The organism is Marinobacter sp. ANT_B65 (assembly GCF_002407605.1).
In the GTDB taxonomy this organism is placed as follows: Bacteria; Pseudomonadota; Gammaproteobacteria; order Pseudomonadales; family Oleiphilaceae; genus Marinobacter.
Genome location: NZ_NXGV01000001.1, coordinates 1,181,270 through 1,205,949, shown reverse-complemented (window position 1 = coordinate 1,205,949; position 24,680 = coordinate 1,181,270). Strand labels below are relative to the sequence as shown.

Below are 24,680 nucleotides of genomic sequence, written 5' to 3'. Positions count from 1 at the left end.
GCTCATGCTTATTCGTAAATCCCGTAAACGGCCCCTGGCCAATGGAGAGCCCCTCTTACACGATGATCACTCGCGGCCACGTACGCGCAGAGAGTTCATTGCTCAGGGCATGATGGCAGGCACCGCAACCGTATTTGGCGCCTCATTGTTCAGTTTGTTCGCAAATCCCAGGATGGCGGCTGCTGCACTTTCTCCGGATCTGGAAGGCCTGAAGAACAGTTGCGGCATTGCTGTACAGGGCGCAGGCAAGATCCCCTTTATCTGTTTTGATCTGGCAGGCGGGGCCAGCATTGCCGGTTCCAACGTACTACTGGGCAAATCCGGTGGTCAGATGGACTTTCTGAGCACTGCGGGCTATAGCAAACTGGGTCTGCCCGGTGACATGCTGCCAAACGACCCAGCCTTTGTGAATGAAGAAATGGGTCTGGCATTCCATTCCGACAGTGCATTTCTGCGCGGCATCCAGCAAAGCACCAGCGCTGGCACCCGTGCCGCTACTAATGGCGCAATAATCGCCGCACGTTCAGAAAACGACACTGGCAACAATCCTCACAACCCCATGTACGGCATCCACAAAGCCGGCGCGGATGGGTCTTTACTTTCCCTGGTCGGCTCCCGAAGTACTGAATCCGGAGGTAACTCTCTGGCACCCATGAGTCTGATCAACCCCCAGGTAAGGCCCACCAAGATTGACCAGCCATCCGATGTAACCGGCCTGGTAGACGTGGGTGATCTGATTGGCATTCTTGACCAGAAAGATGCTGTAGCGGTTATGGAATCCATACAGCGCATCAGCGATAAAAAAATGAGCAAGGTGAATACCCGCATCACTACAGATGAAGCGGTAAAAGAACTGGTTCGCTGTGGCTATATCAAGAGCGCCGACCTTGCAGACCGCTTCGGCAATCCGGCAGCACTCGACCCTATGGCCGATACCGACATCGTCGGACCAGGTGGAATATTTTCAAGCGCAGAATTCGATAGTAACAGTGAGTTCCGCAAAACAGCCTCTGTCATGAAGCTGGTGCTTAACGGCTATGCAGGAGCTGGCACCATCACCATGGGTGGCTATGATTATCACACTGGCGAGCGGGCAACAGGTGAACGAAGGGATGAACAGGCTGGCCGATGCATGGGTGCGTGCCTGGAATACGCTGCACGGGTAGGAATGCCACTGATGCTGTATGTATTCAGTGATGGATCCAACTCCAGTAACGGCCGGATCGATGATTCTGAGGACGGCCGTGGCAAAGGCGAGTGGACCGGTGATAACCAGCAGACCGCCGCTTCATTTTTCCTTGTATACAACCCGGCCGGGCGCCCGGTTGCCGCACGTAACCAGATTGGCTTCATGCGTGCTGATGGCTCCGTGGAAACAGCATCAAGCCCGGCTGCAAATAACGTAAACCAGCTCGTCCAGACCGTTTTGCTCAACTACATGGCACTGCACGGTGAACAGGGGGACTTCGCTTCAACGTTTATGGGCCATGGACTGGGCAATGCAGCCAGTCAGGACAGGCTAATTGCTTTTGAAAATATCGTCAGCGGTACAATTCCGCCTCAACCCTGACACGCCGATCAGGCACCCCGGCATCAGCTTCATGATTCCGGGGGTGCCAACCCCTCAGAAAAGTGCATTACCCGCTTATCATCTATGATAATCGCATCGATACCGGGTAGCCTTTCGATCATCTCGAGACCCTTCTCAGGACCCAGCACAAAAACTGCAGTAGACAACCCGTCCGTTGTCAGCGCATTGTCACCAATGATCGTAACGCTCTGCACTCCACGTACAGATTTACCAGTGCCTGGCGAAAGTATGTGATGAACACGTTCACCCTGATCATTGATAAAAAACCGCTCATAATCACCTGACGTGGATATGGCGACATTTTCCAGTGGTAGCACAACAGCACTGCGATCTTCCGAGCGCGGATCCCGGACACCCACAATCCATGGGGTTCCACGTTTGTCCCCCAAAAGACGCAAATCACCACCGGCACTGAGCCGCGCGTGGCGGACACCTGCACGCACAAGGCGCTCAATACCCAGATCTACCGCATAACCTTTGGCAATGCCTCCAAGATCAACCAACAGGCCTTTCTGACGATAGAAAACCGTGTGCGTGTCTTCATTCAGGACCACATCCTGATAATGGATATGGCCAAGCCGTGACCGGATATCTTCCTCTGATGGTTGCTGGTGCGCCCTGTAATCGTAAAGATAGCCGACGGACCCGAAGCTGACATCAAATGCCCCGCCGCTGAGTTCGGACACTTCACGCGCTTTTTTCAATACCCGAAAAAGACCGGGACTGACCTTTACCGGGTTATCTGCCCCGTGGCGATTAAGACCGGAGAGTTCGGAATCTTCCCGATAACGACTCATGTTCCTGTCAACCTGATGAAATACCGCCAGAACTTCTTCAGCCACGGCATCCGCTGCACTCTGATCACTGAACCAGAATTCCAGCTCTACCGGCGTTGTCATCGCGGTATCCGAGTACTTGTACCATTGGGCATGGGCTTCAGACGACGAAAAAGCCAGTAGCAGAAACCACAGGAGTGGCCGCAAACAGGCCTCGCGGCTGTTAGCCAGGGACTTCATGAATTTGTTTATTTCCATTAACGCTCAGACAACCCTTGTTCGTGACTTAATACTGCCTGCTTACGCCTGACCCCCCAGCGATACCCGGAAAGGCTGCCATCGCTACGAAGGATACGATGGCACGGAACAACAACAGCCAACGGGTTGGCAGCACATGCACCGGCTATAGCTCTTGAGGCTGAAGGTATCCCCATGCGCCGGGCAATTTCCCCATAACTGGCGGAACTGCCAGAGGGGATCTCCTGGAGTGCACGCCAGACTCTGCACTGGAAATCCGTACCTCGAAGGTCAAGCTGCACTGACAGCGGCTTGCGGCTGTCAATCAGGTAATTCATAACATCAGAAAACCAGTCAGCCCGGGAATTATTAGCATGTTCAAGTATGGCATTCGGGAATCGACGGGCGAGTTCCACGACCAGCTCCTCCGGAGATCCACCTGGTAACACGGCACATACACCCATTGATGTACGCGCGACCAGAACCTCACCGAGGTAACAATGACCTGTCTGCCAGGCGATAGTTTCACCTACTGCATTTTTGCCCGACATTGATGGTTCCTCCCGGATTCCTGAGTTTTATAGCTCCTGCTTTCGCCGGCAAGAGAAGTATGGCTCATGTCGGTACGGGTGCAAGCGTACAATTTTTTACGTGAATTTCCACTTTAGTCTGCTTGCCGTGATTATAATCCCATGCATGGTTGTCCTTCTCCCTGAACGGTAGACAGTCGCCTGATAAACAATAGTAGCCAGGGTGCCTGCTCTTCGCGTGACACCTAATAAAAGCAAACGGAGTTTTCATGAATCCCGGAAAAGCACTCTTTGCAGCATGTCTGCTGACCCTTGCTGCAAGCACAGTTGCCGCAGAAACTCTCAAAATCGGCCTGAACTATCCGCAGACTGGCCGCTACAAGGATCAGGGCCTGCAACAGCGGTTGGGTGCATTTCTTGCTGTGGATGAAATCAATCAGGCAGGCGGTGTGAGAGGGCAACAACTGGAACTCATTATCCGAAACAGCCGGAGCGATCCGGGAAAAGGAGCGAAAAATACTGCAGAACTGATTGACGTGGAAGGCGCCCAGATGGTGTTCGGCGGAGTATCCAGCGGCGTCGCCATTGCCTCAGGCAAGGCTGCACGTGACCGCAACCGACTCTATTTTGGCACCCTCACCTACTCCAACGCGACGACCGGAAGCGAAGCACATAGCCATATGTTCCGTGAGCCCTACAACGCCTGGATGACCGCCAAGGTTCTCAGCCAATATCTGAACCGCAATCACGCCGATGATGACTACTTTTATATTACAGCAGACTACACATGGGGCTGGTCAGTTGAGGAATCGGTGCGAAAATTTACCGATACCGAAGACACCGAGCGCCATGCCGGTGTAAAAACGCCGTTTCCCAGAGCCTTTGTGAACGATTTTCAGAAGGCCCTGAGCCAGGCCGACGCAAGCGGCGCGAAAGTATTGATGCTGGTTCTGTTTGGGGAAGACATGGTTCGTGCACTTAACGTGGCTTACGAGATGGGTCTGACCAAGAAAATGCAGGTGGTTGTTCCCAACCTGACACTGGGCATGGCCCGGCAGGTTGGCCCAACCATTATGGAGGGCGTTGTAGGCGGCAGTCCCTGGGTATGGAATGTGCCCTACGAGTTGGACTACCCGCGCGGCAAACAGTTCGTGGAAACTTTCTCTAAACGCTATGAAATGCGGCCATCCACCGCCGCAGCATCCGCTTATAGCATAGTTTATCAGTACAAGGATGCCGTGGAGCGTGCCGGAACAACCAACACCCAGTCATTGATTCGCGCTCTCGAGGGACACAGGTACACGTTTCTGAAAGATGAGCAGTACTGGCGTGATTTTGACCACCAGAATGTACAGTCCGTTTATGTGGTCAAAATCAAACCCCGGGAAACGATTTTGGCCGATCCGTTCGGCTCGGATTACTTCAGCATCGTCGAGTCGATGCAGGGCGATAACGCTGTTCAGACCCGGGAAGAGTGGGAGTCCCGACGCAGAGAGGCAGGCAAGCCGCTGAGTTTGTAACAATACTGCCTGTATTTCAGGCACAATAGCTGTGATAAAAACTTTCTGACGGAGGTTCTTCTTTGCAGCAGCAATCGTTTGACGTCGTCGTTATAGGGGGTGGCGTCAATGGCACCGGAATTGCCATGGATGCCGCAGGGCGGGGCCTGAAAGTCCTGCTCTGTGAAATGAACGACCTGGCCTCTGCTACTTCGTCCAACAGCAGCAAACTGATTCATGGTGGTTTGCGCTATCTGGAACACTATGAATTCAGGTTAGTTCGGGAAGCTCTGACCGAGCGCGAAGCCCTTTTGCGCAATTCACCCCACATTATGTGGCCCATGCGCTTTCGACTCCCCCACCAGCCGCACCTGCGTCCGGGCTGGATGATTCGCACAGGCCTTTTCCTTTACGACCACCTTGCACGGCGAGAGTTGCTGCCCGGTTCACGGGCCATCACCTTTGGTAGTGACAGCCCCCTGAAACCGGAGATCACCAAGGGGTTCGAGTACTCTGATGGCTGGGTAGATGACGCGCGCCTGGTTGTGCTCATGGCTCGCAAAGCTGAACAGCTGGGAGCCTCTATCCGACCCAGAACATGCTGCACCAAGGCCTTTCGTGAGAAAGGCGGCTGGACTATAAGATTACAAGACACTATTTCAGGTGCAGAAACAGAGATCTCTTCAAAAGCGCTAGTGAACGCAGCGGGCCCCTGGGCCAGTATGCTCTTTGCAGACACCATTACTGCCCCGGCTCCGAAACAGATCCGTCAGGTAAAAGGCAGTCACATTGTAGTTCCCCGCCTGAACATCAATGATGAAGCCTATATTCTGCAGAACGAAGATGAACGTATAGTCTTTGTAATCCCCTATGAAGAACAGTTTTCCCTGATAGGCACGACTGACGTGGACTACGACGGGGATCCGTCTCTCGCCCGCATTTCACAGGATGAAATCGACTACCTGTTGAAGATTGTAAACACTTATTTCCGGCACCAGATAACCCCTGCAGACATTGTCTGGTCCTATTCCGGGGTGCGACCGCTCATAGATGATGAGGAAGACGCACAGAAAGCCTCACGGGATTACTCCTATGAACTGGATGACGACGGAGGCCAGGCACCACTGGTGTCAATCTTCGGTGGCAAAATAACCACATACAGGAAGCTGGCAGAGGTCGCAACAGACAAGCTTTGCGAGTTTTTCCCTACCGCTGGCACTCCCTGGACCCATGATGCAGTGCTGCCGGGCGGAAACTTCAACAGCAAAGCATCGTTTCAGGTTCAGCTGAAAAAAGAATTCCCATGGCTGCCTACGGAGCTTGCGCAGCGTTATGTAAGAACCTATGGCACGGCATGCAGAAACTTTCTTGACGGCACCACTTCCGTTAAGGATATGGGGACTCTTTTTACCGGCAACCTGTACCGGAAGGAGGTGGACTATCTCGTATCACGGGAATGGGCAATGACAGCAGAGGACATACTCTGGCGTCGCACCAAGCAAGGGCTTTACGCGTCCGGTACACAGACTCGTGCACTGGAAAACTACCTGTCATCCTCAACAGAAAAAAGTCTGGCAACCCGAGCCTGAAGTTCAGGAATTACTTCAGTTTCAAACCAGGGATTCCGACGCAACCACAGATTATTACGCGGGCTGGGATGGGGCATAGGCAGCAATTCCGGCCAATAATGACGCCAGTTCCTGACATTTTCCGTAACGGATTTCTTACCGCCCGGGATGTGCCAGGCATGGGCATACTGACCTATCACCAGAGTGAGCCCGATATTAGGCAAGCGGTTCAGTAAGGCGTTACGCCAGGCGGGCGCACACTCAGGCCTCGGCGGTAAATCACCGGATTTCCCTGTACCGGGATAACAGAACCCCATGGGAAGAATTGCCAGTTTCTGGTCATCGTAAAATGTTTCCCGCGTGATGCCCATCCACTGCCGAAGACGATCCCCACTGGGGTCATTGAATGGCAGACCTGTTTCATGCACCCGCCTTCCCGGAGCCTGCCCCACCACGAGAATTCGCGACGCCGGTGACAGCTGCACAATCGGCCGGGGCCCGAAAGGCAAGGCTTCCGCACAAATAGTACAGGCTCGTACCCGACGGACAAGTTCGTCAAAAGGCAGCGAATCAAGAGTATTGTTCATTGTCTCTGGGTCACCCCGGCAATTGCATAAAATGCGTTTTCCCGAAACCCTGTACTTCAGGATTCTCCAAAGCCTCCGCTGCGCCCAGAAGGCCTGTACAGGCCTCGGTTACAAGGTAAACCGGCGTCGATTCCAGCAGAGGGCGCATGCGTCCCTTATCCTCGAAACCCTGCTGAAACGGGCTGGCAAGAAGGAAATCCTGTATCCCCGGAAGGATACCTCCACACAAATACACACCTCCGGTACTTCCAAGCGTCAGGACCGCATTGCCCGCCACCCTGCCAAGCAGCTGGCAGAAATGATTGAGAGTATGCCGCGCCAGTGAATCATTCGATGTCATTGCTGCCGCTGTAATTGCCTCTGGCGTGGGAAGCTGTGCACCTACACCCTGAATCCCGGCATGAGCGCGATAGAGGTTCAGCAGTCCCTCACCGCATAAAATCCGTTCCACAGACACCCGGCCGAACCTCGCTTTGAGAATTTTCAGAATGGCCATCTCTGTGTCATCTGCAGGAGCGAAATCTACATGCCCCCCCTCAGTCACCAGAGGGATCCAGCCATTTTTGACCGGGACCAGGGCGGATACACCGAGTCCTGTACCCGGACCAATGACAAGCCGTGGACGACAACCCTCACCCGGTCCGCCACAAACGTGAACCAGATTTTTTTCCACAACGTGGGGAATCCCCAGGGCCATCGCAGCGAAGTCATTAATTACCTTGAACCCTGTCCAGCCAAATTGCCTGCGTACACTTTCAGTATCAAACTGCCAGTTGCTATTCGTCATTTTCACGGCAGTACCGCGCACCGGAGAGGCAACCGCCAGGCATGCTTCACGCACCGAACCAACATCAACTTTCGTCAAGTAGTGATCTATTGCATCATCCAGAGTGGCGTAATCCCCGCAGGATAGAATCATAGTCGCCAGAGGCTGAACACTACCAGGCTCTACGAGCGCAAAACGGGCATTGGTCCCACCGATATCGCCGACTAACGCATAACCGGCAGAATTCATGCTTCGTGATTCCAGAAAACACAGGCTCCTTCTTCAGCCGTGCCCACAGAACGCCGCATCCAGCCAAAAAGCTCTCTGCCATAATCCTGATGATAGGCTGACAAATCCGGCCTGGCCGGCTCACGCTCTGCAAATTCTGCCTCATCGACAACAACAGACAAAGTTCCCCTGTCAGCATCCAGAGATATCAGATCACCGTCACGAACCCGTGCCAGAGGCCCTCCCTCAAGCGCTTCAGGATAAACGTGAATTGCCGCCGGAACCTTCCCCGACGCCCCCGACATCCGGCCATCAGTTACCAGACCAACCCTGAACCCCCGGTCCTGCAATACTCCAAGATAGGGCGTCAACTTGTGCAGTTCAGGCATGCCGTTTGATTTAGGGCCTTGAAACCGAACGATCACGATACAGTCCTTGTTCAGGTCACCGGCATCAAAGGCGGCTTTAAGTTCGTTCTGATCATTGAAAACTACTGCCCGGGCTTCAATTTTGTGATGTTCCCGCGCAACGGCAGATACCTTGATAACGCCCCGGCCCAGATTGCCATCCAGCACCTTTAGCCCGCCGTCGGGCGCGAAGGGTTCAGAAGCCGTACTCAATACATCCGGGTGCAGGCTCTTCAAAGGCGCCGGTTGCCAGACCAGCCTGTCACCATCCATCGCAGGTGTACGGGTATATCTTTCAAGACCATGCCCGACAACCGTCTCTACATCGTTGTGCAGGTAGCCAGCATCAAGAAGTTCACGAATCAGGAAAGGTGTGCCTCCGGCATCATGAAAGGCATTCACATCTTCCTCGCCATTGGGGTAGATACGAGTCATGGATGGAACTACAGAAGACAGCTCCGCATAGTCATTCCAGTCAATCACAATGCCCGCGGCGCGGGCAATTGCAACCCAGTGCAGCGTGTGATTCGTGGAGCCTCCGGTCACCAGAAGTGCTACCAGTGCATTGACGATGCTTTTCTCATCAATCATATCTCCCAGGCCCAGCTCACCGCCCTGAGGCCTGGACAACCGGATAACCTGTTCCGTTGCAGCCCGCGTCAGTTGATCCCGCAATGGTGTACCTGGATTTACGAACGCCGCTCCCGGCAGGTGCAGCCCCATGACCTCAACCAGCAGCTGATTACTGTTGGCTGTACCGTAAAAGGTGCAGGTGCCCGGACTATGATAGGATTTGCTCTCAGCCTCCAACAACTCCTCTTTGCCCAGTTTCCCCTCTGCATAGAGTTGACGGATACGTTGTTTCTCCTTGTTTGGCAGTCCTGAAGGCATAGGGCCTGCGGGTACAAGAATACCGGGCAAATAACCGAAACTCAGGGCACCAATCAGCAGCCCGGGAACTATCTTGTCACAGATTCCCAGCAAGAGCGTGGCATCAAACATGTTGTGGCTCAGAGCGACTGCGGTGCTCATGGCGATGGTATCCCGTGAAAACAGACTGAGCTCCATGCCTGGCTGCCCCTGGGTTACCCCGTCACACATGGCGGGTGTGCCGCCGGCAAACTGGGCCACAGAGCCCATTCCATGAGCTGCCTCACGGATAATATCCGGAAAGGTGGCGTAGGGCTGATGCGCGGAGAGCATGTCATTGTATGCTGACACTATGGCCACGTTGGCCTTGCTCATCAGCTTCAGTGTGTCTTTGTCATCCTGATGACAGGCAGCAAAACCGTGGGCAAGATTACCGCAGGAAAGCACATTGCGATGCGGTGAACGGGATTTCAGTTCAGTCATTCGAGCCAGATAATTCTGCCGGGATAGTCGACTGCGATCGATGATTCGCCGGGTGACTCTGTCTACGACAGCATGCATATCAGGCTCCTTTGCTCAAAGCAGATTTAATGACATAAGAACGTAATTTTACGTTCTTTTTTTGCTATCATCACCCTTATGTCATAATTAATTCACATTTTGTTGATACATTTACTACCTATCAAACCTTAAAGGATAACAACATGCTCAGGCGTACCAAGATTGTCGCTACCTTAGGCCCCGCCACAGACTCTTCCGAATCGCTGGCTGCCATTATAGCCGCAGGTATTGATGTCGCCCGCCTCAACTTTTCCCACGGCAGCGCAGAAGAACACATCAACCGCGCACAAAGGGTTCGTCAGGCAGCCGCGGCTCAAGGCCGTTTTGTTGCCCTGCTTGCAGACCTGCAGGGCCCCAAACTCCGCATTGCCCGCTTTACTGACAATAAAGTTATCCTGAAAGCAGGGCAAACTTTTGTCCTGGATGCTGCAATGGACAAGGAAGCAGGTACAGACGAGCGTGTAGGCATTGATTATGAACAGCTCATTGATGACGTTACGCCAGGGGACATTCTTGTTCTGGACGATGGCCGCATCGAAATGGAAGTAAAGTCAGTTGCTGAACACAGCATTACATCCACTGTTCTGATCGGCGGCCCGCTCTCAAACAACAAGGGCCTCAACAAACGTGGCGGCGGGCTTTCTGCCGATGCGCTGACCGAGAAAGACAAGCAGGATATTGTCACAGCCGCACGCCTTGGGGCCGACTATGTCGCGGTATCTTTTGTCCGCACTGCCGAAGATATGCACACGGCTCGCCGGCTACTCAAAGAAGCCGGCTCCGATGCCGGCCTGGTCGCAAAAATCGAGCGGGCAGAACTTGCCCACGACGTTGCCGCGCTGGATGCGGTTATCGAAGCGTCAGATGTGGTAATGGTGGCTCGCGGCGATCTCGCCGTCGAAATCGGAGATGCGGAACTTGTAGGTGTGCAGAAACACATTATTGCCCGCGCCCGGGTACTGGATCGCGCCGTCATTACCGCAACCCAGATGATGGAATCCATGATCACCAGCCCTATGCCAACACGGGCTGAGGTATCTGATGTGGCGAACGCTGTGATGGACTACACAGATGCGGTTATGTTGTCTGCAGAGACAGCAGTGGGTGATTATCCGGTAGAAGCTGTAGAAGCAATGGTGCGCATATGTATCGGTGCAGAAAAACATCCGACAATGCACCAGTCCAATCACCGGATTCACGAAAGCATGGAGCTGGTCGATGAAGCTATTGCTTTGTCCGCCATGTATGCGGCAAATCACCTTAATGGTGTCACGGCCATCATCTGCATGACTGAAACTGGCGCGACACCCAGACTGATGTCCCGCATCAAGTCCAGCCTGCCAATCTTTGCATATTCACGGCACCACACTACCCAGCACCGGGTTGCGATGTATCGTGGCGTTCAAACAATACCATTTGATTCGGCAAAGATTCTGAATGAGCAAACCAACGCGCTGGCAATAGCGGAGCTGGTTAACCGGAAAGTGGTAAGCAAGGGCGACCTGGTAGTTATCACCAAAGGTGATTACGTGAATGCCCAAGGTGGAACCAACACAATGAAAATTGTGCGGGTCGGTTCAGAGATCAGCTGATCTCTGAAAGGCTACCCCGGGCGATGTCGGTGATCTTCGCCCAATCTTTCCTGGCAACAACATCCGCTGGCGTTAGCCAACTGCCACCAACAGTCTGCACATTGCCCAAGGACAAATAGTCCCTGGCAGTGTCCCGGCGGATCCCACCCGTCGGGCAGAAGGTTGCGTCCGGGAATGGACCGCTAAAGGCTTTCAGTGCGGGAGATCCTCCCGCTACTTCTGCAGGGAAAAATTTAAATTCACGATACCCCATACCGTAACCAAGCATAAGTTCGGAGGCTGTTGAAATACCGGGCAAAAGAGGTGCCTCGGAAGTGAGAGCAAACTCAAGAAGCGCTTCAGTGACACCAGGAGTAACGATGAACTGGGCGCCAGCGGTTTCTGCCTGGCGATACTGGGCAAGGCATGTCACCGTTCCAGCACCTACCCAGGCTTCAGGGATAGCTTCGCGCACACTTTTAATCGCTTTGAGTCCGTGCTCCGTGCGCAAGGTTATTTCCATCACCCGAATCCCGCCATCAAACAGGGCCTGACATAGCGGCACTGCCTCATCAGGATGTTTTATAGTGATAACAGGCATCAATGGTGAAGCCCTCAAGACAGACCTGATCCGATCGCGGTGAAAGCCCGACACCTGGCTCATACATCTCTCCGTAAGTAATTTAAAGGACTCAAGGGCTCCAGAAAACCTGCAAGCCGGGTTTCAGGAAGGCGCGCACAGGCATAGCGAACAGACCATCCGGCTGCCTTAATGCCTGCTTCAGCGTTTCCAGCTTGTCACCTCCTTTAAGGTGAAGTGCTGTAAAACGGGCATCGCGCATAAACGCGTAGGTTAGTGTGATGCGCGGCTGTGGCTGGGATGGCGGCGTCATAGCAGCAACCACTTCCCGACTGTCTATGTCCATAGCAGGAACAAGTTCAGGGGCATCCGGAAACAGGGACGCCGTATGGCCATCATTCCCCATACCCAAAATCAGCACATCAAGAGGACGAGTCAGATTTGCCAGCCCGGCGTTGACTGCCACCAAACCATCTTGAGGAGTCTCCCCTGGCCGCTTTAAAGGAAAATACGTCGCCGCCTCTGCGTTATTCCGCAACAGATTTTCTTTTACAAGCCGGGTATTACTGGCCGCATCGGTTTCATCCACCCAGCGTTCGTCTGCCAGAACAACATCAACCCTGCTCCAGTCCAGGTCTTTGAGGGACAGCGCATGGAAAAATGACAAAGGCGTAGATCCACCTGAAACCGCAAGACTTGCGCGTTTCGCCACCAAAAGCCGGCCTTTTAGAAACTCTGCAACCGTGCCGGCAAGCATCATCGCCACCTGTTGCGCTGACTCACCCGAGTGAAACTCCACCCCGGCAGGCCAAACCATATCAGGCATCTTCATACCAACTCCTTCCATCACGGGTAATCATCGCAATGGAGGCTACCGGACCCCAGGTTCCTGCAGCGTATCGCTTGGGAGGATCACCGCCATCACTCCAGTTCCGGATAATCTGGTCTACCCAGCGCCAGGCATACTCAACTTCGTCACGCCGCACGAACAGGTACTGGTTACCTTTCATTATTTCCCACAACAGACGTTCGTAGGCATCGGGGATTCGCTCGGATTCAAAGGTTTCTGAAAACGTCAGCTCCAGAGGCCCCTGTCGCAGCCGCATACCTTTGTGCAACCCCTGGTCTTTGGTGAGTATTTTGAGTGACATGCCTTCGTCCGGCTGCAAACGTATGATCAGCTTGTTATTCGCCAGATGCTTTTGGTCAGGATCAAAAATATAGTGGGGAGCCGGTTTGAAGTGAATAATAATCTGAGACAGCTTTTCCGGGAGGCGCTTGCCCGTACGTATATAAAATGGAACACCTGACCAGCGCCAGTTGTCAATTTCCACTTTCAGTGCCACAAAGGTCTCTGTCTGACTTCTCTTGTTGGCCCCCTCTTCTTCCAGGTATCCGGGAACCGGCTTTCCAATACTGGTACCAGCTGTGTATTGTCCGCGTACAACATAACTTTCCATCATGTCTGGTGTAATTGTGCGAAGAGCTTTGAGCACTTTCACCTTTTCATCACGGATACTGTCGGCGGATAAATCAGAGGGCGGATCCATGGCAATCAGGCACAACAACTGAAGCATGTGATTCTGAATCATGTCCCGGATCTGACCCGCTTTATCAAAATAGCCCCAGCGACCTTCAATACCTACGCTCTCGGCAACCGTTATTTCCACATGAGAAATATGGTTCTGATCCCACTGGGACGCAAAAAGATTATTGGCAAAGCGCAATGCGATCAGATTCTGAACGGTTTCTTTGCCCAGATAGTGATCGATCCGGAAGAGCTGGCTTTCTTTATAGACCTCTCCAAGCTCGTCATTTATGACCCGGGAAGATTCAAGGTCATGACCTATAGGCTTCTCGACAACAACCCTGGTCCTTTCAGTGCAACAACTGGCTGAGCGAAGATTGCGGGCAATAACACCGTACATGGCCGGCGGGGTGGCCATATAAACGATTAACTCATTGCTACTCTCGCAGTTTCCTCCTTCGCGCCAGCTGTTGAGAACCCCGAATGCATTCTCGTCCTGAAAATCCAGTATCTGATACTCAACCCGTTGCAGAAAGGCCTCAGCTACCTGGCGCTCGAATTCCTCTGGCTTCACGCTCTGCTCCAGCTTATGGAGCAACAACTTGCGAACTTCTGCGGTATCCAGTTCCCGCCGAGCAAGGGCCAGTATTCTGCTGTCACTCGCCAGAAGACCCGCTCGCTCAAGCTGATAAAAAGCGGGGAACAGCTTGCGCTGCGCAAGGTCACCCAAAGCCCCGAACAGCATGATGTCACAACGGTTTGTAATCCTGTCGACCATCGGGTATGCCTCTCCGGTGAATCAGGCCATAGAAGTACGAACCTGTTAACAAACTTAAATGTAGTAATTTTATCCAAATAATGACACCACTTCCGGATTAATCCAAGAGCTCCATCAGACTATTGATACGTTTACTACCCAAAATACGCTAAAATCCCGGTATACTCAGTCCGCTTTGAACAACCATCCCACCAAGGGTTCAGGGAGTAGCTTTGATGGCTGTAAACCAGGCACATCGTGACGAGAATCTGCTGGAAGACATCCAGTCCCGGCTGGACACTCTGAATAAGTCGGAGCGCAAGGTAGCAGAGGCTATTCTGCGAGATCCAAGCGCCGCCACCCGCTACAGTATTGCGGCACTGGCCCGGGCCTCTAACGTCAGCGAGCCAACAGTTAACCGGTTTTGCCGAGGGTTTTCGGCTACAGGTTTCCCGGATTTCAAAATCAGGCTCGCACAAAGTATTGCCACGGGAATACCCTATATTGGCCAGAATATAGAACCTGACGATACGGTTGCGGAGTTTGCCGACAAGATCATGATGAGCACCATTGCCAATCTCGACAAAGCCCGTCAGGCGCTGGACCCACGGGCATTGGCAACCGCCATTGACTACCTGATTCAGGCCAGACAGATCAACTTTTTTGGTATGGGTGGCTCTGCATCTGTAGCACTGGATGCACAGCACAAGTTTTTCCGCTTTAACCTGCCGGTCATGTCCTATGACGACGCCCTCATGCAGCGCATGGTCGCCGCGGGCGCCAGCGTCGGGGATGTTATCGTTATGATTTCCTATACCGGGCGCACCAGAGAAACCGTCGATATCGCCCGGATTGCCCGGGACAACGGCGCGACCGTTATTGGCATCACAACGCCGGGCTCCCCGCTGGCAGAAGTGTGCACCGTCGCCCTGGAAGTCACCGCACCAGAAGATATAGAGGTTTACATGCCGATGTCTTCCCGAATTATCCACCTGACCGTGATCGACATCCTGGCTACCGGCGTTACCCTGAAACGCGGCGCGGACTTCCTGGGGCATCTAAAGAAAATCAAAGACAGCCTTATGCCTACCCGCCTTCCTTCAAATCCTGACTGAAGGCCAGCCACCAGACACGCAGCAACAAAAAACCCGGGCAACCTGCGTTGCCCGGGTTTTTAATATTGAAGTAGTTTCCTTATGGACGGGATACTTCGGCAGTGTCCCGCAGAAACTGTTGATACGCTGCGTATTCACGCTGCCCCTCAAGGGACGCCATGAAACTACGCAACTGATCCAGATCCACCCCGCCTTCTGCATCACCCTCGTTAACAGCATCCAGCGCAATCACAGCAACTCCGCTTCGCGTAATTGCGGTGCCGTAGCTCGCTTTCTCCTCATTGGGACGGGCCAGAGAGAAAACTGTCTGCATGATCTGCGCATCCACTCCAGCTGCGTTCCTTTCCTGATCTTCAAACTGCTCCCATTCACCTGCACCCAGAGCATCCAGAGATTCACCCGCCTCAAGACCGGCAACAATCGCTTCAGCACGCTCTTCCAGTATTTCCCGGATTTTGCGAACTTCCAGGTTTGCACGAATATTGTCCTGAACATCCTCAAGCGCCAACTGCTGCGCCTCACGGTACTCGCGGACCCGGGCCACAACAGAAACACTATCACCAACGTCGATCAGCTCAGTGTTATACCCACTTTCAAGAACGTCTTCAGAGAACAGTTGACGAACCAGCCCCGCGTGGTCAAACGGTGCCTGACCGCCATCTTTGGTCACACCCCTGGCCTCGCGAATTTCCAGACCAAGCTCTTCGGCCGGGCCGGCGAGATCGTCTGCTGCATAGGCTGAGTCAGCCAGCTCTGCACGCACTTCTGCATACTTTTCCTGAGCACGCTCACGGGCAAGCTCACCACGCAATTGCTGTTCCAGCTCCTCGATTGCAGGAACCTCTGACCGGCGAACATCATCCAGACGAATCAGATGCACACCAAAGCCGGTTTTCACCGGACCGGAAACCTGGCCCTGGTCCAAAGCAAACAAAGCTTCTTCAAAGGCTTCGTCATACACGCCACGGCCAGCAAAACCAAGGTCACCACCATCTTTGGCTGACACAGTATCTATAGAGAACTCCTTCGCCAACTCCTCAAAGCTCTCACCCGCTTCCAGACGCTCCTGAATGGTCGCCATGGTCTGCCCGGCGTCGGCACCATCCTCAATCAGAATATGGGATGCACGGCGCTCTTCACGGGCCAGATCCCCAGAGCGTTGCTCGTAGTATGCCTGAAGCTCCTCCTGGTCAATCTCGATCTTCTCTGCCAGAGCTCCCAGAGACAAGGTTATATAGGCAGCATCGACCTGCTCCGGCTGCCTGAATGCATCCTTGTTATCCTGATAGAACGCCTCAACTTCTGCGTCTGTAACCTCAACCTCATCAGCAACTGCACTTGCGGGCACCTGAACAACGCGGAAGTTCCGGGTCTGGTTCTGGATACGCATAAGCTGCGAAGCGTTGGCGTCTGCAACAAGTCCGCTCTGCATAATGCCGCTGCGAATCTGATTGACCACGTACTGTTTGCGCATGGCTTCGCGGAATTCACCAACACCCATGCCGAGGTTACGTACCGAAGCAACGAAACGATCACGATTAAACTGCCCATCAACCTGAAACTGGGGCATCTGGGTGATCAGAGCATCGATATCCGCATCGCTGAGTGCAAGACCCTGAGCACTGGCATCCTGAGTAAGAACCTGCTCCTGAATCAGGGAATCAAGCACGTCTGCACGTATCTGATCCTCATCCAACATAGCCGGATCGGGCTGCTCCATACTGGAAAGACGACGCTGGCTTTCCATCTGGACAACTCGCAGGAATTCCCGCTCGGTAATATCTTCACCATTAACAGTTGCCACTTCCGGCTCGCCGGAGAAACCACCAACAATGGCATCCATTCCCCAAATGGAGAGAGACACGATCAACAGACCGATAATGATCTTTGCAATAGTGCCCTGGGAATTTTCCCGCATATCTTGAAGCATGTTTCTCCCGAACCTCTCTGCCGGTGCACTTAACGTAAAAAGGCGCACCCTGTCGGAATGCGCCTTGAATTCTTCTTGGCGGCTCCTTTTAACAGGAGTCGCCGCAGAAAGAACCGTTACTTAACGGCGTCTTTCAGGGCCTTACCTGCTTTAAAGCCAGGCACTTTGGAGGCCGCAATCTTGATCTCGGCACCCGTTTGCGGGTTACGACCTGTGCGCGCAGCACGATCTTTCACTGAGAAAGTACCAAAACCGATCAGAGTAACCTGATCGCCTTTTTTGAGGGCACCGGTGATAGAGTTGGTCATCGCATCCAGAGCACGGCCAGCGGCGGCTTTGGAAATATCTGCAGATTCTGCAATTGCATCGATTAGTTCGGACTTGTTCACACTAAACCCCTTCGCTTTCAGGTTGAAGATGTTATAGGTCGGATTGTTTTTTCTCGGACGTTCTCGACTATCGCATAAGCGGTCGGAGAATTCCATTCTTCGGTTTTCTTATTCCTTTCGGCATTCAACCGCTGTTCGGAATAGGCACATACTGCGCGGGAGCCCTTGGTATTGGCTGCTTCACGGCGAAACAGTTATACCAATGGGCTCTCTGGCATGTCAACAACTCACTTGGGTTTAATGTGTATTTATGCGCTCTGCACTGTCATTTTCATCATCGTGCGGCTTGCCCGAACCCGCTTTCGAGGGTTTATCAGACGTGTGTGGCTCAGGTGCGTAAGCCAGAGCAATATCCAGAACTTCGTCAATCCACTTGACCGGACAAATCTCCAGAGACGCCTTGATGTTATCTGGTATCTCTTTGAGATCCCTGACATTTTCATCAGGAATAATAATTGTCTTGATACCACCCCGATGAGCCGCCAGGAGCTTTTCCTTCAGCCCTCCAATGGCAAGAACCCTACCCCGAAGGGTAATTTCACCGGTCATTGCAACGTCCGCACGGACCGGAATTCTGGTCAACGCAGAAACAAGTGCTGTGCACATACCAATACCGGCACTGGGGCCATCTTTTGGCGTCGCTCCCTCAGGTACATGCACGTGCAAGTCGTGCTTTTCATGGAAATCATCTGCAATTCCCAAGCCTTGAGCACGGCTTCTGACAACCGTAAGGGCAGTCTGAATGGATTCCTGCATCACATCACCAAGGGAACCGGTTTTAACAACCCTGCCCTTGCCCGGGGTAAGAGCACACTCAATCGTAAGCAGTTCACCGCCTACCTGAGTCCAGGCCAGGCCGGTAACCTGGCCAACCTGATTGGTCTCTTCAGCCAGCCCAAAGCTGACCTTACGCACACCGGAATAGTGTTCAAGCATCTCCGGTTCAATAGTTACGGTCGCCTTGTCACCGGCTTCCACATGCTCCCGAACAACTTTCCTGCATATCTTGGCAATTTCACGCTCCAACCCACGGACACCAGCCTCGCGAGTGTAATAACGGACCAGATCACGCAGGGTTGCTTCCGGAAGCGTCAGTTCATCCTTGCGCAGTCCGTTCGCTTTAATCTGTTTGGGTAACAGATAACGCAATGCGATATTTACCTTTTCATCTTCGGTGTAACCCGGGATCCGGATAATTTCCATTCGATCCAGCAACGCAGGCGGAATATCCATGGAATTGGATGTACACACGAACATGACATCCGAAAGATCATAATCTACTTCCAGATAATGATCGTTGAATGTGTGGTTCTGCTCAGGATCCAGAACCTCCAGCAATGCAGAGGCTGGATCTCCGCGGTGATCCATACCCATTTTGTCGATTTCATCGAACAGAAACAGCGGGTTTTTAACACCCACTTTGGCAAGCTTCTGCAGCAGTTTGCCAGGCAGTGCACCAATATAGGTTTTACGGTGGCCACGAATTTCAGCCTCATCACGCACTCCACCCAAAGCCATTCTCGTATACTTACGATTTGTGGCACGGGCAATGGACTGCCCCAGGGATGTTTTACCGACACCAGGAGGCCCCACAAGACACAGCACTGGCCCTTTTACCTTTTTCACACGACTCTGTACGGCAAGGTATTCGAGAATGCGCTTCTTGACCTCATCAAGGCCGTAATGATCCTTATCGAGAATCTCCCTGGCTTTTTCAATATCGTGACGCACACGGCTACGTTTTTTCCAGGGAACTGCCAGCATCCAGTCAATATAGCCACGGACCACTGTGGCTTCAGCAGACATGGGTGACATCATCTTCAGCTTGTTCAGCTCTGATTCCGTCTTTTTGCGGGCCTCTTCAGGCAGGCCAGCTTCCTCAATTTTCTGCTCAAGCTCTTCGAAGTCGTTATTACCTTCGCCGAGGTTACCCATTTCTTTCTGGATAGCCTTCATCTGCTCATTCAGGTAGTACTCTCGCTGACTGCGTTCCATCTGTTTCTTGACGCGGCCACGGATTCGCTTTTCAACCTCAATCAGGTCGATTTCCCCGTCAAGCTTACCCAGCAGCAGTTCCACACGGCTGTTAACGTTGAGTGCTTCGAGCAGCTCCTGTTTTTCCGGGATGCGCATATCAAGATGGGCGGCCATTGTGTCTGCAAGGCGCTCCAGCTCTTCAATTCCGGACAAGGCATTGGAAACCTCCGCAGGTACCTTCTTGGAGAGCTTCACGTACTTTTCAAACTCATCCATCAAGGTTTTCAGGAGTATTTCTTCTTCGCGCTCAGGCAAGCCTTCCTCATCCATCAGCGTCGCGCCACCGGAAAGGTAATCCGACTCTGTAATATTGCTCAACGCAGCCCGGGCATTACCTTCAACCAGCACCTTTACTGTGCCGTCGGGAAGCCGCAGCATCTGCAGCACAGTCGCCAAGGTACCCATTTCAAAAACATCACCTGGGCCAGGCTCATCCGTGGAAGCATCCCGTTGGGCTACCAGGAGGATTTCCTTGCTTCCTTCCATCGCAGCTTCCAGAGCCTGGATGGATTTTTCGCGGCCCACAAACAAAGGGACCACCATGTGCGGAAACACCACCACGTCACGGAGCGGGAGCATGGGGTATTCTTGCACGATATCTTCGGGTATCCGGGTCATAAGGAATCCTCTGACGGTGTTTCATTCAGCATATCACCCTTCATTGGGGCGGCTGTCACAATTGCAATATCTTTACCAAACAACACAACACTGAGCGTTACAGGTACAAACCAACAAAAAAGGGGCGTTCCCGCCCCTTTTTTGTTTATCACTCAGCAATAAGAAAGTCGTCAGTCATCAGGCACTGCTTTAGCGTGATCTGCGTTCGCATATATCTTGAAAGGCTCGGAGTCCCCCAGGATAACGCTTTCATCAATCACAACTTTTGAGATGTCATGCTCTGACGGAATCTGGTACATGGTATCAAGCAAGGTCGCTTCCATAATGGAGCGAAGCCCACGGGCTCCAGTCTTACGCTCCAGAGCCTTGCCAGCAACAGCACGCAAGGCCTCATCACGGAAATCAAGCTCTACACCTTCCATATCAAACAACTTCTGATACTGCTTGGTCAGAGAGTTTTTAGGCTCCGTAAGAATCTGGACCAGCGCATCTTCATCAAGCTCATTGAGCGTTGCAACCACTGGCAAACGACCAACAAACTCGGGGATCAGGCCATATTTGACAAGATCTTCCGTTTCAACATTCTTGATGACGTCTCCCATATTCTTGGAGTCGTCCCGGGTGGCAACAGCTGCCGAGAAACCGATACTGCTCTTCTCGGTACGGTCCCGGATTACTTTATCCAGGCCTGCAAAGGCTCCTCCACAGATGAACAGCATATTGCCGGTATCGACCTGCAAAAACTCCTGCTGCGGGTGCTTGCGCCCACCCTGGGGAGGAACAGAGGCAACCGTGCCTTCAATCAGCTTCAGCAGAGCCTGCTGAACACCCTCACCCGAAACATCGCGAGTAATTGAGGGGTTATCGGACTTACGTGAAATTTTGTCAATTTCATCAATGTAAACAATGCCCCGCTGAGCCTTCTCTACATCGTAGTCACACTTCTGAAGTAGTTTCTGGATGATATTCTCAACATCCTCACCTACATAGCCTGCTTCGGTAAGCGTAGTGGCGTCCGCAATGGTAAAGGGCACATTGAGCATTCTCGCCAGAGTTTCGGCCAGCAGAGTCTTACCACTACCTGTGGGGCCTATCAGCAGAATGTTACTTTTGCCAAGCTCGACATCGCCTTTACCTTCACCGTAACGGAGGCGCTTGTAATGGTTATAGACTGCGACCGAGAGAACAACCTTGGCGCGGTCCTGACCGATGACATATTCATCCAGCGTATTGCGGATTTCAGCCGGTGTCGGAAGACGATCACTCGGTTCCTCCTGTGCATTCTCCTGAATCTCTTCACGGATAATATCGTTACACAGGTCGACACACTCGTCGCAGATGAACACCGAAGGCCCTGCAATGAGCTTACGGACTTCATGCTGGCTCTTTCCACAAAACGAGCAGTAGAGCAACTTGCCGTTATCGTCGCCTCTGCCGTTTTTTTCATCTGCCATTGAAATACCTCTGATCTCGTTTTGCCGGCGTTTCAGATATCAATGCGCCGGCCAGGGGTGATGCAATTACTACCAGTATTATTTATTCGACACACGCTTATCAAGTATCGAGTCAATCAGCCCGTACTCTTTTGCCTGTGTCGGATCCATGAAATTGTCACGATCCGTATCCCTGGAAATAGTTTCCAGGTCCTGGCCAGTATGATGAGCCAGGATTGAATTCAGTGTATGACGAATCTTCAGAATTTCACGGGTGTGAATCTCAATATCCGTTGCCTGCCCCTGATAACCGCCCAGAGGCTGGTGAATCATGACCCGTGAGTTAGGCAGACAAGCACGCTTGCCAGCGGCACCGCCAGCCAGAAGGAAGGCTCCCATACTCGCAGCCTGCCCTACGCACAATGTTGAAACATCAGGCTTGATGAACTGCATGGTGTCGTATATGGACATACCTGCAGTCACGGAGCCACCGGGGCTATTGATATACAGATGAATGTCTTTGTCCGGGTTTTCAGATTCAAGGAACAGAAGCTGCGCCACGATCAGGTTGGCCATGTGATCTTCCACTTGCCCAACCATAAAGATAACCCGCTCCTTAAGCAGTCGGGAATAAATATCGAACGAACGTTCCCCACGGGCAGTCTGCTCGATAACCATCGGCACCAGGCCGGAACTGGTAACCATTGCCGGACCATCAATTGGTTTCTGCATCATGATGCGCCTGAACTCCTTATGGAAAAATGGGGCGTGGTTTAAATCCACGGCATCTTCAGTATTCTTGCATCTTGTACTTTGCCAGCCAGAAATCAAGATGAAAACAGCCGGGCGTGCCGGCTGTTAACTCCGTTCGGCCAACGGGGGCCGGGAGCGGAACCCACCCCCGACGCCGTCACACCACCACTATCAGCGCTGGGGCTGCCCTGCCTGAATAGCTTCTTCGTACTTAACTTTCTTTTCTGTAACCGTAGCTTGTGAAAGCACATGATCAACAACCTGATCTTCCAGCACAGAAGACTCGATCTGGCTTTTCTGCTCGGGGTTACTGCTGAAGTGCGCAACAACCTCTTCAGGCTGTTCATACGTTGACGCGATCTCCTGGATCTTTTCGTCAACTTTGGCCGGATCTACTTTCAGGTCGTTCACTTTTACGACTTCCTGGAACAAGAGTCCGGTTTTTACGCGACGCTCAGCCTGTTCCTGGAAGATTTCTTTCGGCAACTGCTGAAAATCCATCTGACCACCGAAGCGCTGAACAGCTTCCTGACGCAGACGATCAATTTCCTGGTCAGCCAGAGCTGCCGGAATGTCGATTTCAGTCGCTTCCAGCAAACCATCAACAACGTCATTCTTGACCTTGTTGGACATGGCTTGCTTGAGCTCACGCTCCATGTTCTTCTTCACTTCCTCGCGGAAAGTGGCTTCGTCTTCAGCTTCAATACCGAACTTGGTGAAAAATTCAGCATTCAGTTCCGGCAACTGCGGCTCTTCTACTTCATGGATCTTGATTTCGAATTTTGCCGGCTTACCTTTGAGGTCTTCGTTGTGATAGTCCTCAGGGAAAGTCACTTCAATTTCAAGCTCTTCGCCAGCTTTGCCGCCAACGATAGCTTTTTCGAAGCCCGGAATCATCTGGTCAGAACCCAGAGTAAGTTTGTGGCCTTCAGCGGCACCACCTTCAAACTCTTCGCCGTCAATTGAGCCTTTGAAGTCGATAGTCAGCACGTCCTTGTTCTTGGACTTGCGTTTGACGCTCTTCATGGTGGCCTGCTGTCGACGCAGGTTATCGATCATTGTATCGATATCCTTGTCGGTAATTTCAGAGGTCAGCTTCTCGACTGAGATCTTGCTCAGGTCGCCCAGTTCGATTTCGGGAAGAACTTCGAAAACTGCAACAAACTCGAGGTCTTTGCCGGCTTCCATGGTTTTCGGCTCAAGCTTGGGCCAGCCTGCAGGGTTAATGTCCTGCTCCTGCAGCGCCTTGATGTAGTTGTCGCGCATGATTTCGCCGACGATTTCCTGGCGCACGCTATCACCGAAACGACGCTTGACCACGCTCATGGGCACCTTTCCAGGGCGGAAACCATTCAGACGCACTGTGCGAGCGGTTTCCTGCAGGCGTTTCTGAACTGCCTGTTCAATTTCCTGGGCGGGCACACCAATCGTCATGCGACGCTCGATGTTGGACGTCGTTTCTACAGACACTTGCATGGAAGATCCTCAAATTTCGGGTTCGGTATGTGAATTAAATTAAAGCCAAAGTCCATTCCTGAACAGCTTCCCAAGAAAGGACCCAAAATTAAAAGCCGGTAGTTTATCACGGTTTACCCTGACGAGAGAATCACCTGCCTCGGGTAGTTTCAGGGTTTGTGATCACAACGACGATTCATGGAAGGAATTGGGGGCAAAAACAGAAAAACAAAGGGGGAGAGACCCACATCAGCCTTAAAATAAAAAAAGGCTCCAGGAACAATTCCAAGAGCCTTTTAAATTGGTACTCCGGGAGGGACTTGAACCCCCACACCTTGCGGCAACAGGACCTAAACCTATCGTGTCTACCAATTCCACCACCGGAGCTGAAATCTTTTAAAACGGAGTGCTGACCGCGAAGGTCATAAACCTGAAAACTGCGGAAACACCTTTAAAAAGTGGGGTGGACGAAGGGGATCGAACCCTCGACCGCAGGAGTCACAATCCTGAGCTCTACCAACTGAGCTACGTCCACCACATCGGAATATACTTCCGGTATATTCAGAACAACTACTGATCTTCAACTTTACTGACGGCTACCCAGGTTTTGATCAAGCCGGCTGCTTTAATGGCGCGCCCGGCAGGACTCGAACCTGCGACCCTCGGCTTAGAAGGCCGATGCTCTATCCAGCTGAGCTACGGGCGCTTGACCGTCGGCCTAGCTGAACATCCAGAAAATGGTCGGGGTAGAGAGATTCGAACTCCCGACATCCTGCTCCCAAAGCAGGCGCGCTACCAGACTGCGCTATACCCCGTTTAAACTGAACTATGTGTGCTTCAGCAAAGTTGGCGCGCATATTACCGTCGCCGAATGGTCCCGTCAACAAGGAAAAT

Annotated in this window: 19 protein-coding genes and 4 tRNA genes; 5 read left to right on the top strand and 18 right to left on the bottom strand. The window is 52.6% G+C overall.

The window, feature by feature from the left end; genetic code table 11:
• The first annotated feature begins 4 nt into the window (after positions 1–4).
• Positions 5–1,570: a general secretion pathway protein GspF gene (locus tag CPA50_RS05655; protein WP_096781459.1), complete on the top strand. Its 1,566-nt coding sequence runs from the start codon at positions 5–7 to the stop codon at positions 1,568–1,570.
• Between the two features lie 29 nt (positions 1,571–1,599).
• On the opposite strand, the gene CPA50_RS05650 is transcribed toward CPA50_RS05655, so the two are convergent.
• Positions 1,600–2,625: an FAD:protein FMN transferase gene (locus CPA50_RS05650; RefSeq protein ID WP_227519497.1), complete on the bottom strand. Its 1,026-nt coding sequence runs from the start codon at positions 2,623–2,625 to the stop codon at positions 1,600–1,602.
• Complete coding sequence (locus CPA50_RS05645) at positions 2,625–3,155, bottom strand: methylated-DNA--[protein]-cysteine S-methyltransferase (protein ID WP_096781458.1); 531 nt, start codon at positions 3,153–3,155, stop codon at positions 2,625–2,627. Before CPA50_RS05645 ends, CPA50_RS05650 begins: the two co-directional genes overlap by 1 nt.
• Before the next feature lie 248 nt (positions 3,156–3,403).
• Here CPA50_RS05645 and CPA50_RS05640 point away from each other — a divergent pair, with 248 nt between their 5' ends.
• Positions 3,404–4,654, top strand: coding sequence for an ABC transporter substrate-binding protein (locus CPA50_RS05640; protein WP_096781457.1), 1,251 nt, complete (start codon positions 3,404–3,406; stop codon positions 4,652–4,654).
• 62 nt (positions 4,655–4,716) lie between these two features.
• On the top strand, positions 4,717–6,222 hold the full coding sequence (gene glpD, locus CPA50_RS05635) for a glycerol-3-phosphate dehydrogenase (protein WP_096781456.1): 1,506 nt from the start codon (positions 4,717–4,719) through the stop codon (positions 6,220–6,222).
• On the opposite strand, the gene CPA50_RS05630 is transcribed toward glpD, so the two are convergent.
• The 3 genes from CPA50_RS05630 to edd are packed head-to-tail and all read right to left on the bottom strand — an operon-like array spanning position 6,177 to position 9,620.
• Positions 6,177–6,788 (bottom strand): uracil-DNA glycosylase family protein, encoded by a 612-nt coding sequence (locus tag CPA50_RS05630; protein WP_096781455.1) that lies wholly within the window; start codon positions 6,786–6,788, stop codon positions 6,177–6,179. The two genes, glpD and CPA50_RS05630, sit on opposite strands and share 46 nt — an antisense overlap.
• Before the next feature lie 10 nt (positions 6,789–6,798).
• Positions 6,799–7,803 carry a glucokinase gene (gene glk, locus CPA50_RS05625; protein WP_096781454.1) on the bottom strand — a complete coding sequence of 335 codons (1,005 nt, stop codon included), beginning with the start codon at positions 7,801–7,803 and terminating at the stop codon, positions 6,799–6,801.
• A complete protein-coding gene (gene edd, locus CPA50_RS05620; RefSeq protein ID WP_096781453.1) occupies positions 7,800–9,620 on the bottom strand; it encodes a phosphogluconate dehydratase in 1,821 nt (606 codons plus the stop codon). The genes glk and edd overlap by 4 nt, the downstream gene beginning before the upstream one ends.
• A gap of 143 nt (positions 9,621–9,763) precedes the next feature.
• On the opposite strand from edd, the gene pyk reads away from it, so the two are divergent.
• Positions 9,764–11,212: a pyruvate kinase gene (pyk, locus tag CPA50_RS05615; RefSeq protein ID WP_096781452.1), complete on the top strand. Its 1,449-nt coding sequence runs from the start codon at positions 9,764–9,766 to the stop codon at positions 11,210–11,212.
• Here pyk and CPA50_RS05610 read toward each other — a convergent pair.
• The 3 genes from CPA50_RS05610 to zwf are packed head-to-tail and all read right to left on the bottom strand — an operon-like array spanning position 11,205 to position 14,077.
• Positions 11,205–11,855, bottom strand: coding sequence for a bifunctional 4-hydroxy-2-oxoglutarate aldolase/2-dehydro-3-deoxy-phosphogluconate aldolase (locus CPA50_RS05610; RefSeq protein ID WP_096781451.1), 651 nt, complete (start codon positions 11,853–11,855; stop codon positions 11,205–11,207). The two genes, pyk and CPA50_RS05610, sit on opposite strands and share 8 nt — an antisense overlap.
• 28 nt (positions 11,856–11,883) lie before the next feature.
• Positions 11,884–12,603, bottom strand: a complete 720-nt coding sequence (gene pgl / locus CPA50_RS05605) for a 6-phosphogluconolactonase (RefSeq protein ID WP_227519496.1) — start codon at positions 12,601–12,603, stop codon at positions 11,884–11,886.
• Entirely contained in the window at positions 12,590–14,077 is a 1,488-nt protein-coding gene (gene zwf / locus CPA50_RS05600) for a glucose-6-phosphate dehydrogenase (RefSeq protein ID WP_096781450.1), read from the bottom strand. Before zwf ends, pgl begins: the two co-directional genes overlap by 14 nt.
• A 215-nt stretch (positions 14,078–14,292) precedes the next feature.
• On the opposite strand from zwf, the gene hexR reads away from it, so the two are divergent.
• Positions 14,293–15,171 carry a transcriptional regulator HexR gene (hexR, locus tag CPA50_RS05595; protein WP_096781449.1) on the top strand — a complete coding sequence of 293 codons (879 nt, stop codon included), beginning with the start codon at positions 14,293–14,295 and terminating at the stop codon, positions 15,169–15,171.
• Between the two features lie 79 nt (positions 15,172–15,250).
• Here the strand turns inward: hexR and CPA50_RS05590 are convergent, their stop codons facing one another.
• The 10 genes from CPA50_RS05590 to CPA50_RS05545 form a co-directional block, all read right to left on the bottom strand.
• The gene (locus CPA50_RS05590) at positions 15,251–17,101 is read right to left on the bottom strand and encodes a SurA N-terminal domain-containing protein (RefSeq protein ID WP_096781448.1); all 1,851 of its coding nucleotides are present in this window, start codon (positions 17,099–17,101) and stop codon (positions 15,251–15,253) included.
• Positions 17,102–17,217: 116 nt separating this feature from the next.
• Entirely contained in the window at positions 17,218–17,490 is a 273-nt protein-coding gene (locus CPA50_RS05585; RefSeq protein ID WP_044386154.1) for an HU family DNA-binding protein, read from the bottom strand.
• A gap of 237 nt (positions 17,491–17,727) precedes the next feature.
• Positions 17,728–20,145: an endopeptidase La gene (gene lon, locus CPA50_RS05580; protein WP_096781447.1), complete on the bottom strand. Its 2,418-nt coding sequence runs from the start codon at positions 20,143–20,145 to the stop codon at positions 17,728–17,730.
• Positions 20,146–20,315: 170 nt separating this feature from the next.
• A complete protein-coding gene (gene clpX / locus CPA50_RS05575; RefSeq protein ID WP_096781446.1) occupies positions 20,316–21,599 on the bottom strand; it encodes an ATP-dependent Clp protease ATP-binding subunit ClpX in 1,284 nt (427 codons plus the stop codon).
• Between the two features lie 78 nt (positions 21,600–21,677).
• Entirely contained in the window at positions 21,678–22,313 is a 636-nt protein-coding gene (clpP, locus tag CPA50_RS05570; RefSeq protein WP_096781445.1) for an ATP-dependent Clp endopeptidase proteolytic subunit ClpP, read from the bottom strand.
• Between the two features lie 189 nt (positions 22,314–22,502).
• Positions 22,503–23,807, bottom strand: coding sequence for a trigger factor (tig, locus tag CPA50_RS05565; protein ID WP_096781444.1), 1,305 nt, complete (start codon positions 23,805–23,807; stop codon positions 22,503–22,505).
• 281 nt (positions 23,808–24,088) lie between these two features.
• Positions 24,089–24,173, bottom strand: a tRNA-Leu gene (locus tag CPA50_RS05560).
• A 72-nt stretch (positions 24,174–24,245) separates the two neighbouring features.
• Positions 24,246–24,321, bottom strand: a tRNA-His gene (locus CPA50_RS05555).
• A 94-nt stretch (positions 24,322–24,415) separates the two neighbouring features.
• Positions 24,416–24,492: transfer RNA gene (locus CPA50_RS05550), tRNA-Arg, on the bottom strand.
• A gap of 32 nt (positions 24,493–24,524) precedes the next feature.
• A tRNA-Pro gene (locus tag CPA50_RS05545) sits at positions 24,525–24,601 on the bottom strand.
• Between the last annotated feature and the right edge of the window lie 79 nt (positions 24,602–24,680).